This is a genomic window from Chryseobacterium sp. IHB B 17019, from assembly GCF_001456155.1.
Lineage (GTDB): Bacteria > Bacteroidota > Bacteroidia > Flavobacteriales > Weeksellaceae > Chryseobacterium.
In genome coordinates, this window is sequence record NZ_CP013293.1 from 2,617,349 (window position 1) to 2,629,583 (window position 12,235).

Consider the following 12,235-nt stretch of genomic DNA (forward strand, 5'->3'; position numbering starts at 1 on the left):
AATTGTCAATAAGTCAATTTTGCTTTGCAAGTGAATTTAAAACGTTTGAGAATTGACAACGAAGTTAATTCACTATTGCCCATTCACATTTATAGTTGCACCATCTCCGTCACCTCAACATCATATCCTCCAACCTGAGGTTTGATATTTGGATTTTGAGTGATTACTTTAAACTTATTAATTCCGAGATTCTTTAAAATCTGAGTTCCGATTCCGTAGTCTCTGTAGTTATACGCCAACGTCGGGTGTTGTTCCTGACCATCCTGATAATTAAGGAATTGCTGTAATTTTCTTAATGTGTTTTCAGAATTTGAAACATTATTAATGAAGATAATTGCTCCTTTTCCAGCTTCATTTACCATGTTGGTTACTTTCTCCAATAAAGGTTTTTCACCGTTATTCAATCTTGTCAACACATCAAAATAAGAATCAGAAGACTGAACTCTTACCAAAACCGGTTCATCAACCGTCCAGGTTCCTTTCGTTAAAGCAAAGTGAATCTGATCGTTAGAAGTTTCCCTGAAAGCAAAGAAATCATATTCTCCGTAAGCAGTTTTTACTTTTCTTTCCTCGATTCTTTCAATAAGGTTTCCTTTTTTAAGCTGATAATGAATCAGATCTTCAATAGAAACGATTTTCATATCGTGCTTCTGAGCAAACGCGTAAAGATCCGGCAAACGAGACATTGAGCCGTCTTCATTCATGATTTCGCAGATTACTCCACCTTCTTTCAAACCTGCTAAACAAGTCAGATCAATGGCAGCTTCCGTATGTCCGGCTCTCTTCAAAACACCTCCTTTTCTTGCACGAAGCGGGAAAATGTGACCAGGTCTCATAAAATCTGTAGGCTTGGATTTTTCATCCATTAAAGCTAAAATCGTTTTCGCTCTATCGCTTGCAGAAATTCCCGTTGAAGTTCCGTTCCCCAAAAGGTCAACAGAAACGGTAAAAGCTGTTTCTTTAGGATCGCTGCTTCTGCTTACCATCACATCAAGGCCCAATTCGTCGCATCTTTTTTCAGGAAGCGGCATACAGATCAATCCTCTTCCGTGAAGCGCCATAAAATTGATGATTTCCGGAGTTGTCAACTCTGCAGCACAAAGAAAATCACCTTCGTTTTCTCTGTCTTCATCATCCACTACTATGATTATTTTACCATTTTTAAGGTCTTCAATAGCCTCGGGAATGGTATTTAATTTAATATCTGACATTTTTACTTTTTAAAAAATTTTTGCAAAGATACTTATAAAAAAAGGCATCTTCCAATTAATATAAACGGTTTGTTAGGCTTTGAATAAAGAGTCTTTTGCCTTTCTGATAATTTCATAAGACTCCAGTCTTTTCTGATGGTCGTAAATATGAGAGTTGATAATTAATTCATCAACATTGAATTTCTCCTGAAAATTTTTAAGCTTTTCTTCAATTTCAGTTTGATTTCCGATAAAAGTATATCTCAATTTCTGTAAAACCATCGCTTTTTCCATGGGTGACCAGATCTCATCCATATCATCAACCGGCGGTGCGAAAGGTTTCCTGTCGTTTCTTACAATATTAATGAACGCCTGAAATAAAGTAGTGGAAATTTTGTGTGCCTCTTCAGAAGTTTCGGCAGCAATCCCATTGACACAAGCTAAAATGTAAGGTTGAGCCAATTGCTTGGAAGGCTCAAAATGTTCCCTGTAAATATTGAAGGCCATTTCCATTTGTTCCGGAGCAAAATGTCCGGCGAAGGCATAAGGAAGCCCCAATTCTGCAGCTAAAAATGCACTATCCGTACTTGATCCTAAAATATACAACGGAATATCCAGTCCTTCTCCCGGAATGGCCCGAACCAATGCATCAGAATTCTCTTTGGAAAAATATTTTTGAAGCTCTAAAATTTGCCGAGGAAACTGTTGGTTGATAATCGCCGGATTTCTTCCCAACGCCTGAGCTGTAAGGCCGTCTGTCCCGGGAGCTCTTCCAAGTCCAAGATCTATTCTTCCGGGAAAAAGCGACTCAAGTGTTCCGAATTGTTCGGCTATAACGAGTGAACTGTGATTCGGGAGCATAATTCCACCCGATCCTACTCTTATTTTCTTTGTTCCGTTGGCGATAAAACCAATGAGAACAGAAGTAGCAGAGCTGGCAATACTTTCCATATTGTGATGTTCGGCGAGCCAGAATCTTTTATAATTTAAATTTTCAGTATGGTTTGCTAAAGATAAACTGTCCTGAAACGTATCGTGAATAGTCTTATCCTGTTTTACAGGGGCAAGATCCAACACTGATATTTCAAAATTTTTCATATCAAGTATATAATTTTTTAAAGGTGATATGGAATCTCCTTCGTCGGTTTCATATTTTAAATTTTAGGTTTAAAACCAGACAAATTTAAAACTTATAAATTGCATTAGTTACTTTTTGTAATTGATAGGATTGATTGGTTAGTTCAGGGAAAAACTATGGGAAATTTCGTTTATTAATATTTTGTTATTGTTAAATTTATTAATATTGCTGAATTAATTTAACCATGAAAGCAATAACCCAATTCAAAAAAATTTATTTTTTAATAATTTCTTTTCTGCTTATAAGCTGTTCTTTTAATGAATTTTATAAAGACAGGGAATCCGATAAAAAAGATGGAGAAAAAGTTTCTCAAAAATTTTACTGGGAACTTCGGCATGGAGCTAATCAGGATGACATTTATAAGTTATTTGGTGAAAAGTTTTTCACTGTAACTGATAAAGAAAAGCTTGTGGAACTTCTTAACATCACCAATAAAATTGGTCCCATTCAGGAATATAATCTTGTAAAATGGGAAACAATGGTTATAAAAGGAAGTAACGCCCGAAGTCAGTATTTTTTTGTGTATGAAGTAAAAAGAGGTGTCGAGAAAACGGAAGAATCGTTTACTTTAGAAAAAGATAAAGACGGAAACATAAAAATCGTTGGCTATAGAGTTAATCAGAATTTATTAAGCAAATAAAAACAGAAAGGTTTAGTAATACATTAATTATTAAACCTTTCTTAATATTATTTCGCTTTCTCCTTCAGATAATTAAAATGATTAATCAAAATCCTGATCTCATTAAATTCAAAATCATTCGGCAGGACATTCTTCCACTCCGTTAAGGTTTCTTTAGGGTCTTTGTGAAAAATTTCTTCAAACGCTTTGATTTTATCTGATGTAATCACTCTTGAAATATCCAGCAAGCCCTGCTCAGCGAATTTCGCCAAATGACCAATCACCGTTTCCTTTACCAGACCTCGTTCCAGTGCAATCTCGGAAATTGTTTTTCCTTGTTCGAACAATTGAAAAGTAAGAACCTGAGACGGAACTTTCGCAATTTTCATGCTGACTTCTTTATCATTCTTTTCGTCCAGTAACTTGGTTTCCAACAGATTAACGTCCTTCAAACTGTTTAAATATTCTTCAATATCTTCCAGCCAGACTCTGAATTCTTCGTTGTATTGTTTTAAGCCTTTTGTTCCTTTTATTTCAGCATAGAATTCTTTCAACGGACTGAAAACTTTATCCTTAATTTCGGTAAAAAAGAAATTAACCGCACCTTTGGTTTTGTTTTCAATTTCAGACCATTCTTCCTTCTGTTCAATAAAATTATTAACTTTTTGAGAAATTACCCGGTCTAGTTTTTCAAAAATTTTACCCAGATTGACAATCTCAGGTTTCAGATGTTGATAAAGCTGATTTGTCTTTAAATTATCAATACTTTTCGTGACCATCGACAGTTTATTCCACTCCTCTACTTCATTGAGAAGCCATTGACAGTCAATAGTACGAAGCACTTTCTTAATACTGTAATCGTATTTTTCTTTATTTAAAATATTTTCTACATGGTCGTTCGCCACCGTATCCGTATGGAAACTTAAAATTCTGTTATCTTTAAAAATAACTTCAGGTGTAATTCTGGATTTTAAAACAATCCCTTCCAATGTTCTACAACGGGATAATGCCACATAAACCTGACCTGCCGTAAAGCTTTTTCCGGCATCAATAATCACTTTATCAAACGTCAGGCCCTGACTTTTATGAATGGTCACCGCCCAAGCCAGTTTTATCGGAAACTGCTCGAAGCTTCCCAATACTTCTTCTTTAATATTTTTTTCAGTGTCCAGGAAATATTTTTTCTGTTCCCAAATTTCTCTTTTTACGGTAATTTCTCTTTCGCTGCCGTCGAGAATAACTTTGATTTCATTTTCATCCAAAGCGGAAATTTCACCCAGTTTTCCATTGAAATATTTCTTTTCTCCTGAAATATCATTCCGGATAAACATGACCTGTGCCCCTATTTTTAATTCTAAAAACTGCTCATTCGGGAACTGGTTTTCTTTAAATTCACCGAAGAGCTTGGCTTCATAGCTTTTCGCATCAGTTTTTATTTCCGCTAATTTTTGCTGATTGATTTCATCCGCCATTTTGTTGTGCGAACACAAATAAACGTAAGATTCGGTACCCATATCAAAATCTGGGTCGTATCTTTCATTTAAATGGTCGAAATCAATATTGGCGACGTCTCCGTTTCGGATTGCATTCAAAACATCTAGAAATTCCTCGTCGGTTTGACGGTAAACTTTCGTTAATTCAATGGTGATTAAAGGAATTTCTTTAATCGCAAGACTATCAAAAAAGAAAGGCGAATTGTAATACATTTTCAGGATATGCTCATCCCTTACCACTGGCGGAAGCTGGTACAAATCCCCAATGAACAGCATCTGAACACCCCCAAATCGCTGATTATTTCTTCTGATAAACCGCAGAGAAAAATCCATCATATCCAAAACATCGGCACGAAGCATGGAAACCTCATCAATAATAATGATTTCTACTTCTCTTAAAAGTTTAAGCTTATCTTTCCGATATTTGAAATGCGGCATCAGATCGGCAATATTATTCGCCAAACTGGTATCAATCCTATCTGTGGTCGGTAAAAAAGTCCTCAACGGCAATCCAAACATGGAATGAATGGTAACGCCAGCCGCATTGATTGCAGCAATCCCCGTCGGAGCCACTACAATATGTTTTTTGCGTGTTCGTTTTACAAAATCATTAAGAAAGGTCGTTTTTCCTGTTCCTGCTTTTCCCGTTAAAAATACGCTTCGGTTGGTATGTTCTATTAAGTCAAAAAAATGATTGTTCATCGTCGTCAAAATTACGGAAAATGAATTTGTTTTTTTTATCTTGGCATAACTTTTGAAAATTATTGCTCACAAAAAAAATTATTATGAAAAATTTCTTCCTACAGATATCTGCTTTAATATTTTGTGCTACATTAAGTTTAGTCTCATGTAATACAGCAAAAAAAATCGATGCTAATTTACCCAAAGATATTTCCGAAAGACCGGCCGATGAAAACAGCCAAAAATACGATCAGGCTCAGCTGGATAAAATAAAGGCATCTATTGAAACTGAAATTTCCAAAGAAAAATGTACCAAAGCCAATGAGTGGACGTTTGCTCCGATGGGTGCAAAAGCTTGCGGCGGGCCTCAATTATACATCGCTTATCCTAAAAATCAGGAAGCTACAATTCTTCCGAAAATCAATGATTATACGGAAAAAGTGAAAGCTTTCAACCAAAAATACAACATCATGTCGGATTGTATGATGATCATGCCACCGACTTCCATTAAATGTGTGAACGGAAAACCTGAGCTGGTAAACTCTTAAAAAAATCTCTGTCAATTAATTTTGACAGAGATTTTTTTTGTGAATTATTATAATGTGATAGTCAATTCACTTGCGAAGTTAATTGATTATTCACAATTCATTATTCACCGTTCACATGTTTCACATTTTCCTTATACCATGAAGAATATTTCACATAATTATCTGCAATTCTGTTTACTTCACCTTCCAATAACTGGGCACTAATATCTTTAATTTTCTTTGCAGGAACACCACCCCAAACCTCTCCGGATTTGATATGAGTTCCCTGAGTCACCACAGAACCGGCTCCCACAATAGAATTTTCCTCAACAAGGCATTCATCCATTACAATAGCTCCCATCCCGATCAGGACATTATCCTGAATTGTACATCCGTGGACAATGGCATTATGACCGATGGAAACATTATTTCCGATATTTAAAGGATGTTTCTGATAGGTACAGTGCAGCATAGCATTATCCTGAACATTCACTTTATTACCCATTTTGATATAATGAACATCACCTCTGATCACCGCATTATACCAGATGCTGCAGTCTTTTCCCATCGTAACATCACCGATAATGGTTGCAGTTTCAGCCAAAAAAGTATTTTCTCCTATTTGTGGTATTTTTCCTAAAAGTTCTTTTATTAAAGCCATAATTTTAATTTAATATTTTAAATTCCTGAATTGGAAGCCAGTAATAGTTTTCTTTAAACAATTGAAATTCAGACATGTTTTTTGTTAAGCTATCGAATTCATTTTTATTTAAAATCAATCCATCCAGATATCTTTTAGCAATATAATATTCAGGTGGATTTTTCCATGATATGTTAGAAGCGTTAGCATCTCCATTAGAAATATATTGAAAGCCGTAGGCTATTTCATGGACTTCCTTTGCATTCAGCTCTTCAATCACAACATTTTCACCCAAATAATCTCCAGCTTCTAATTCAAATAATGCTATTTTAAAATTTATATTTAAACTGAATAATTCTTTGTAAAAGAAATCTCTGATCTCATAAAAATAAGGCTTATCAAATAGAATGTCTCTTCCCTGGGCCTTATCTGTCCCCAAACCAATTGGTGAAAATTGAATTGTGTAATGATCAGAATCCACAACTTTATTAATATAAGACGAAATTTTAACAATATTACTGTTGCTCAATATAATGTTTTGTGGAAACTCTCTTTTATATTCAAGAGCTATTTTTTCATTTTCAACAATAATTCCAAACGAATAATACCAACCCATAATTTCTAAATGACGTTAATAGCAAAAATCTAACTCCTAACTTCCAGCTTCTAATTTCTAATTGCGTATTTTTGTATCTCAAATTTAACGAAAAAATGCATACTATACTTATAGAACCAACCGAAAACCCGAAAGTAATGAAATTCGTTGCGGATTACAACCTGATCCCGGGATCTTTGGAGTTGGACAGAAATTCAGATATTTCAGAAATTCCTTTGGCGCAGGAGCTTTTCAATTATCCGTTTGTGGAAAGAGTTTTCATTACGGCTAATTTTGTGGCCGTTGCCAAGCAGGACACCGTAGAATGGGAACACGTGGCAGAAAGCCTGAAAAATGTTGTTGAAGACGAATTGCTGGCAAATCCACGAATTTATCTTCAAAAGAAAAAGGAAATGTACCAGATCTATGCTGAAATGACTCCGAACCCGAATGTAATGAAGTTTGTTTCAAGCAAGTTATTACTAGACGGTTTTGTGGAAGTAAAATCCAGAGAGCAGGCAGATGGAGTTCCTTTGGCTGAGGCTATTTTCAAGGAATTTGATTTTGCTACTGAAGTTTTTATTTCTGATAATTTTGTAGCGGTTACCAAAAATACTTCCGTAGAATGGCATCAGGTAATGATGACTGTTCGTGCCCTGATTGCGGAATATCTTCAAAACGGAGGTGAGATTTCAAACCTCGAACCTCAAAAACACGAAAGTCCTGTTGAAAAACTGATCAACAGAGATTATACGGAGGACGAACAGAAAATTTCAGATATTTTAAATGAATATGTTGCTCCTGCAGTGGAAAATGACGGTGGGAAAATTTCTTTGATGGAATACGATAAGGAACATAAAACTGCAAAAATGCTATTACAAGGTGCATGCTCCGGGTGCCCAAGCTCTACCGCTACATTGAAAAACGGGATCGAAAATATTTTAAAACAATTCGCGCCGGACTTAGTGGAAAGAGTGGAAGCTGTAAACGGATAATCATCTATGAGAATATTTTTTCTTTTAATTATTTTTAGCATAAACCTTTTTTCATGCAAAAAAGAGCCACAACTGAATGACGGAATTCATGACGACCTTGTTGAAATGGGCGTTGCGAAGGACAGTCTTCAAAAAATGGATATTATTCTGGAAAAAATGAACAAGAAAAACACAACGTTTCTTGATTATTATTTTCATCACTATTATGTACTGGATAAAGAAGCTCATGATGAAATAAAAAAATTAAAAGGAGAAGAATTCGTGTACGATGCCAATGAAGAATATCAAAGAATGTTTACAAAAACAATTACTCAAAAGAGTGATGAATACTTGAAATCTTTTGGTATTTCTGATGAAGAAAAGCATTTAGCACTCGAAATTTATATTTTACGTTTAAAAAAGAAATATGGTCCGACTATTGATGGACGACTGCAAAGTTTAGACAAATAATGAAGGGAATTCTATTAGTAAACCTGGGATCGCCAAGATCTACGGCCGTAAATGATGTAAAGGAATATCTTGATGAATTCCTGATGGATGAAAAGGTAATTGATTACCGATGGATTTTCCGTGCACTTCTCGTTCGTGGAATTATTTTAAAAACAAGGCCTGCAAAATCTGCCGAAGCTTATAAAACAGTCTGGACAGATCAGGGTTCACCTCTGATTGTCATTACTGAAAAAATTCAGAAAAAATTACAAAAACTGGTTGATGTTCCGGTGGAAATCGGGATGAGATATGCAGAACCGAGCATTGAAACAGGAATCCAAAAGCTGGTGGACAAAGGTGTTTCTGAGATCGTACTTTTTCCTCTCTATCCTCAATATGCGATGAGTACAACGGAAACCGTGATCGAAAAAGCGGAAGAAGTAAGGAAACAAAAATTCCCGAAAGTAAAGATTAATTATATCCAACCGTTTTACAACAGAGATATTTATATTAATTGTCTTGCAGAAAGTATTAAGGAAAAACTTCCTGAAAATTTTGATGCCTTACAGTTTTCTTATCACGGCGTTCCGGAAAGACATATCTATAAAACCGATCCTACAAAAACGTGTAACTTAAACGATTGCTGCTCAAGAGAAAGTAATCCGAGCCATCAGTTCTGCTACCGTCATCAGTGTTTTGATACCACCAATAAAGTGATTGAAAAACTTAATTTACCAAGGGAAAAAACCATCGTTTCTTTCCAATCAAGATTAGGAAAAGATAAATGGATCGAGCCTTATACAGATGAAACCTTGGAGACTATTCCGAAAAAAGGAATAAAAAACCTGGCTATTGTTTGTCCGGCCTTCGTTTCAGACTGTCTGGAAACGCTGGAGGAAATTTCGGTGGAAGGTAAAGAGCAGTTTCTCCACGGCGGTGGTGAAAACTTCCATTACATTCCGTGTCTTAATGATGAAGACCGATGGATAGAAGTTGTAAAGACTTTATGTGAAGAAAAACTCAATGAATTTTATCTGGTCTAAAATATAAAAAATATAGCCTTCGGAAATGGAGGCTATTTTTTTGATTTAATGAACACCCCCTTTTATTCCACATCCAATTTAAATAAAAACAGTTTTTTTAAAATTACCCCTATATTTTTTAAACATATATTCAAAATATTATATTTTTTACTACCTTTATCCTATCAAAAGAACATCATTAACTTTTAAAAATAAAAAATAATGAATGCAACTACCGAAATTTTAAAACATAAGATTGAGAGCCTCACTCCCGAATTACTTGAAACTTTGGTAAGAATAGTAGAAAAACTGGAAGCCCAGAACAAATTCTCCGTTCCGCAGTTTCAAATCGATGAGGTTTTATACAGAATAGAATTTCATAACGAAAACCCAAAAACAAAGCTGGATTTCTATGAAAATATTTCTGAGCTTAAAAAGTATTGTGCCTAAATGAATGTCCTTCTTTCTTCCATTGCAAAAAATGATATAAGGCTTCTTATAAGAGTATTCAACGCAGAAAAGGAAAGCATGGGAGCTTATTTTCTTGAAGATCTAAAGGAATCTGTTAATGAAATTCTAGAGCAAACGGAAAGACCGGAGGAGATCAGCATTTATGAAATGAGCAATTTCCCTGTTAATATTTATTATATTTTTGAGAATGAGACAACGTTGTTTGTAACTGCGGTTTTTAAAAATTGAAGATTTTTCAGACTATTATTATATCGAACCTCACAGGACTTTTCTGCGAGGTTTTTATTTATATTTAAATTGATAAGATTATTAAAAAAAAACCTAAAAACTCTCGAACACTACAACTCTCCATCCCAACACTACCTCACAGGCGTTCTGAACTCGCCATACCCCATCAAACCATCATAATTCCTCCCGAAAGGTGCATAATATAAAAATGCCTGATAAAGATTATCCGTCTGCCAGAAATTCCCGTTCACTTCACCAAAATTCAGGCGTCCGTTAGGCTCTTTTGTGGCCAGAATATAGTTATAGAAACCTTGCTTTAAATACATTTTTGCTACATACTGCTTGGTCGCGGCATCGTATTGCATTTGATTTTCTTTGTTTGGTTTAAAATCATTAAAACCTCCCAGCACGTAAATTTCTTTATCCACAGGATCAGAATCTAAAGAAAAATACACCCATGAATAATCCGCTTCCCTTTCCGCATCTCTTTCTCTTCCAAGATCATTTCTCCTGTAATACCAGGCTCCGTTCACGTCCGGCTGATACTGATAATTCAAAGGAAAAGCCCAAACCGGATGCAGATATGTCTGATTTACACCCTCTTTCAATTCCGTGGCACGAACCATATCAGCAGCCATATTCATATTTTTATTATCGAAATAATAGAATTCGTTATTACCCGGAAAAACCAGATTCATTTGCTGAAAAAGCAACTGATTTCCCATCGTAGTGCTTGGCTTTAAATTATTTACCGTAACATTCGGGTTATTATTCTGTATTACATTCAACGTCATTGAATTCACGTTTGAAGACAGATCGCCACCTTTTGAAACGGCCTTAACCTCTACCCTTTGGTTGGCATCAGGATTTCTTGCGTCAGAAATTCTTGAAATATTTAAGGCTAACGTAGCAGCGTCTTCCACCACATAAAACCTTCTTTTAAAAAGAGGCTTTTCTGCAGAATCCTTATATACAATAATTTCAAAATTTCCTGAAATCTTAGGTTGTATTTTTTCGTTGGGAAACGTTAGTTTATAGTGTGTATAAGCTTGTAGCGTATTGAAGGAATATTGAAATTTATCCAGCAAACCATTCAGGCTTCCATTGGCAAATTCTGTAAAGAAAAGATTGTCATCTTCCCAGTTTCTGTTGTAATGCTTTATGGTATATCTGTAGATTTCACTGGCATTGGTAAGGTCGTCAAAGCTCAACACCAATTGCTGATTAAAACTAATGACAGGCGTTTCGTCATTCGTCTGAGGATTAAACAACTGTATACTTTGGATGTTTTGTCCAAAAACCAATCCACCCAAAGAAAGTAAAAGTATTCGCAAAGTTTTCATTATTACGAAGATAACGAAAAATCGGGGTTTTTGGTATGATAAAATATCTTTTAAAGTGATTTTAATTAAACTTAAATAAAATACTTCGGCAAGCTCAGTATCTCAATAATTGAATATTAAACTAAAAATTATGGTAAATTTGCCTTAATTAAAAACATTCAGAACATGCTTCAAATTCAAGGTTTCGTATTCAACTTTGCAAGCGAAAACACATACATCATTTACAACGAAAATAAAAATGCCTGGTTGATTGATCCGGGAAATATGAACGAGCAGGAAACTCAGGCTATTTCAAATTTCATCACAGAAAACGGTTTGAAAATTCAGAAAATCCTTTTAACTCATGCTCATATTGACCATGTTTTAGGTTTGCAGTGGGCTTTTGATACTTTTAAAGTTCCCGTAACGATGCATCAGGAAGACAAAGAAGTTCTGGATATGCTTCAGGCAAGCGGAATGAGGTTTGGTTTTCAGGTTAATCCCGTAAAGGTTGATATTGAATACATTAATGAAGGTGATGAGCTTGATCTTGATGGAGAAAAATTCAAAATATATCATGTTCCGGGACATTCTCCGGGAAGTGTGGTTTATCATAATGAAGCTCAGAAATTTATGATTTCCGGTGATGTTTTATTTGAAGGAAGCATAGGAAGAACAGACTTGTACAAAGGGAATTATGAGCAATTAATTGAAGGAATTAAAACAAAACTTTTTATTCTTGATGATGAGACACAGGTTTTTTCCGGCCACGGAAATCCTACGTCGATTGGTTTTGAGAAGGAGTATAATCCGTTTTTTTAATAGGTTGAGGGTTGGAGAGTTTTTTTGAGTTGAATGAGAGATCGATTATTGTAAGTTATAGAG

General features: G+C 35.1%; 14 protein-coding genes. 8 read left to right on the plus strand and 6 right to left on the minus strand.

Annotated features, from left to right (window positions below):
* Positions 1 to 89 precede the first annotated feature (89 nt).
* Together ribB and ATE47_RS12100 are read right to left on the minus strand one after the other, a co-directional pair.
* Complete coding sequence (ribB, locus tag ATE47_RS12095; RefSeq protein WP_062162209.1) at positions 90 to 1,211, minus strand: 3,4-dihydroxy-2-butanone-4-phosphate synthase; 1,122 nt, start codon at positions 1,209 to 1,211, stop codon at positions 90 to 92.
* 72 nt (positions 1,212 to 1,283) lie between these two features.
* Complete coding sequence (locus ATE47_RS12100) at positions 1,284 to 2,288, minus strand: LLM class flavin-dependent oxidoreductase (RefSeq protein WP_062162210.1); 1,005 nt, start codon at positions 2,286 to 2,288, stop codon at positions 1,284 to 1,286.
* Between the two features lie 224 nt (positions 2,289 to 2,512).
* Here ATE47_RS12100 and ATE47_RS12105 point away from each other — a divergent pair, with 224 nt between their 5' ends.
* Positions 2,513 to 2,968, plus strand: coding sequence for a hypothetical protein (locus ATE47_RS12105; protein WP_062162211.1), 456 nt, complete (start codon positions 2,513 to 2,515; stop codon positions 2,966 to 2,968).
* A 47-nt stretch (positions 2,969 to 3,015) separates the two neighbouring features.
* Here ATE47_RS12105 and ATE47_RS12110 read toward each other — a convergent pair whose 3' ends face one another.
* On the minus strand, positions 3,016 to 5,142 hold the full coding sequence (locus tag ATE47_RS12110) for a helix-turn-helix domain-containing protein (protein ID WP_062162212.1): 2,127 nt from the start codon (positions 5,140 to 5,142) through the stop codon (positions 3,016 to 3,018).
* 83 nt (positions 5,143 to 5,225) lie between these two features.
* On the opposite strand from ATE47_RS12110, the gene ATE47_RS12115 reads away from it, so the two are divergent.
* On the plus strand, positions 5,226 to 5,669 hold the full coding sequence (locus ATE47_RS12115) for a hypothetical protein (RefSeq protein ID WP_062162213.1): 444 nt from the start codon (positions 5,226 to 5,228) through the stop codon (positions 5,667 to 5,669).
* 100 nt (positions 5,670 to 5,769) lie between these two features.
* On the opposite strand, the gene ATE47_RS12120 is transcribed toward ATE47_RS12115, so the two are convergent.
* Positions 5,770 to 6,309: a gamma carbonic anhydrase family protein gene (locus ATE47_RS12120; RefSeq protein ID WP_062162214.1), complete on the minus strand. Its 540-nt coding sequence runs from the start codon at positions 6,307 to 6,309 to the stop codon at positions 5,770 to 5,772.
* 4 nt (positions 6,310 to 6,313) lie between these two features.
* The gene (locus ATE47_RS12125; protein WP_062162215.1) at positions 6,314 to 6,904 is read right to left on the minus strand and encodes a hypothetical protein; all 591 of its coding nucleotides are present in this window, start codon (positions 6,902 to 6,904) and stop codon (positions 6,314 to 6,316) included.
* 95 nt (positions 6,905 to 6,999) lie between these two features.
* Here ATE47_RS12125 and ATE47_RS12130 point away from each other — a divergent pair, with 95 nt between their 5' ends.
* The 5 genes from ATE47_RS12130 to ATE47_RS12150 all read left to right on the plus strand — a co-directional run bounded on the left by ATE47_RS12130 (position 7,000) and on the right by ATE47_RS12150 (position 10,028).
* A complete protein-coding gene (locus ATE47_RS12130; protein WP_062162216.1) occupies positions 7,000 to 7,878 on the plus strand; it encodes a NifU family protein in 879 nt (292 codons plus the stop codon).
* Positions 7,879 to 7,884: 6 nt separating this feature from the next.
* Positions 7,885 to 8,328, plus strand: a complete 444-nt coding sequence (locus ATE47_RS12135; protein WP_062162217.1) for a hypothetical protein — start codon at positions 7,885 to 7,887, stop codon at positions 8,326 to 8,328.
* Positions 8,328 to 9,350 (plus strand): ferrochelatase, encoded by a 1,023-nt coding sequence (gene hemH, locus ATE47_RS12140; RefSeq protein WP_062162218.1) that lies wholly within the window; start codon positions 8,328 to 8,330, stop codon positions 9,348 to 9,350. Before ATE47_RS12135 ends, hemH begins: the two co-directional genes overlap by 1 nt.
* Positions 9,351 to 9,551: 201 nt before the next feature.
* Positions 9,552 to 9,779, plus strand: a complete 228-nt coding sequence (locus ATE47_RS12145; RefSeq protein WP_062162219.1) for a hypothetical protein — start codon at positions 9,552 to 9,554, stop codon at positions 9,777 to 9,779.
* A complete protein-coding gene (locus ATE47_RS12150; protein ID WP_062162220.1) occupies positions 9,780 to 10,028 on the plus strand; it encodes a hypothetical protein in 249 nt (82 codons plus the stop codon). It abuts the gene before it with no gap.
* Positions 10,029 to 10,159: 131 nt separating this feature from the next.
* Here the strand turns inward: ATE47_RS12150 and ATE47_RS12155 are convergent, their stop codons facing one another.
* The gene (locus ATE47_RS12155; RefSeq protein ID WP_062162221.1) at positions 10,160 to 11,371 is read right to left on the minus strand and encodes a type IX secretion system plug protein; all 1,212 of its coding nucleotides are present in this window, start codon (positions 11,369 to 11,371) and stop codon (positions 10,160 to 10,162) included.
* 165 nt (positions 11,372 to 11,536) lie between these two features.
* On the opposite strand from ATE47_RS12155, the gene ATE47_RS12160 reads away from it, so the two are divergent.
* A complete protein-coding gene (locus ATE47_RS12160; protein WP_062162222.1) occupies positions 11,537 to 12,172 on the plus strand; it encodes an MBL fold metallo-hydrolase in 636 nt (211 codons plus the stop codon).
* Positions 12,173 to 12,235 lie beyond the last annotated feature (63 nt).

Bases quoted from the DNA above. Each gene is read 5' to 3' on its own strand.
- ribB (WP_062162209.1), bottom strand. From the start codon at position 1,211: ATGTCAGATATTAAATTAAATACCATTCCCGAGGCTATTGAAGACCTT.
- ATE47_RS12100 (WP_062162210.1), bottom strand. From the start codon at position 2,288: ATGAAAAATTTTGAAATATCAGTGTTGGATCTTGCCCCTGTAAAACAG.
- ATE47_RS12105 (WP_062162211.1), top strand. From the start codon at position 2,513: ATGAAAGCAATAACCCAATTCAAAAAAATTTATTTTTTAATAATTTCT.
- ATE47_RS12110 (WP_062162212.1), bottom strand. From the start codon at position 5,142: ATGAACAATCATTTTTTTGACTTAATAGAACATACCAACCGAAGCGTA.
- ATE47_RS12115 (WP_062162213.1), top strand. From the start codon at position 5,226: ATGAAAAATTTCTTCCTACAGATATCTGCTTTAATATTTTGTGCTACA.
- ATE47_RS12120 (WP_062162214.1), bottom strand. From the start codon at position 6,309: ATGGCTTTAATAAAAGAACTTTTAGGAAAAATACCACAAATAGGAGAA.
- ATE47_RS12125 (WP_062162215.1), bottom strand. From the start codon at position 6,904: ATGGGTTGGTATTATTCGTTTGGAATTATTGTTGAAAATGAAAAAATA.
- ATE47_RS12130 (WP_062162216.1), top strand. From the start codon at position 7,000: ATGCATACTATACTTATAGAACCAACCGAAAACCCGAAAGTAATGAAA.
- ATE47_RS12135 (WP_062162217.1), top strand. From the start codon at position 7,885: ATGAGAATATTTTTTCTTTTAATTATTTTTAGCATAAACCTTTTTTCA.
- hemH (WP_062162218.1), top strand. From the start codon at position 8,328: ATGAAGGGAATTCTATTAGTAAACCTGGGATCGCCAAGATCTACGGCC.
- ATE47_RS12145 (WP_062162219.1), top strand. From the start codon at position 9,552: ATGAATGCAACTACCGAAATTTTAAAACATAAGATTGAGAGCCTCACT.
- ATE47_RS12150 (WP_062162220.1), top strand. From the start codon at position 9,780: ATGAATGTCCTTCTTTCTTCCATTGCAAAAAATGATATAAGGCTTCTT.
- ATE47_RS12155 (WP_062162221.1), bottom strand. From the start codon at position 11,371: ATGAAAACTTTGCGAATACTTTTACTTTCTTTGGGTGGATTGGTTTTT.
- ATE47_RS12160 (WP_062162222.1), top strand. From the start codon at position 11,537: ATGCTTCAAATTCAAGGTTTCGTATTCAACTTTGCAAGCGAAAACACA.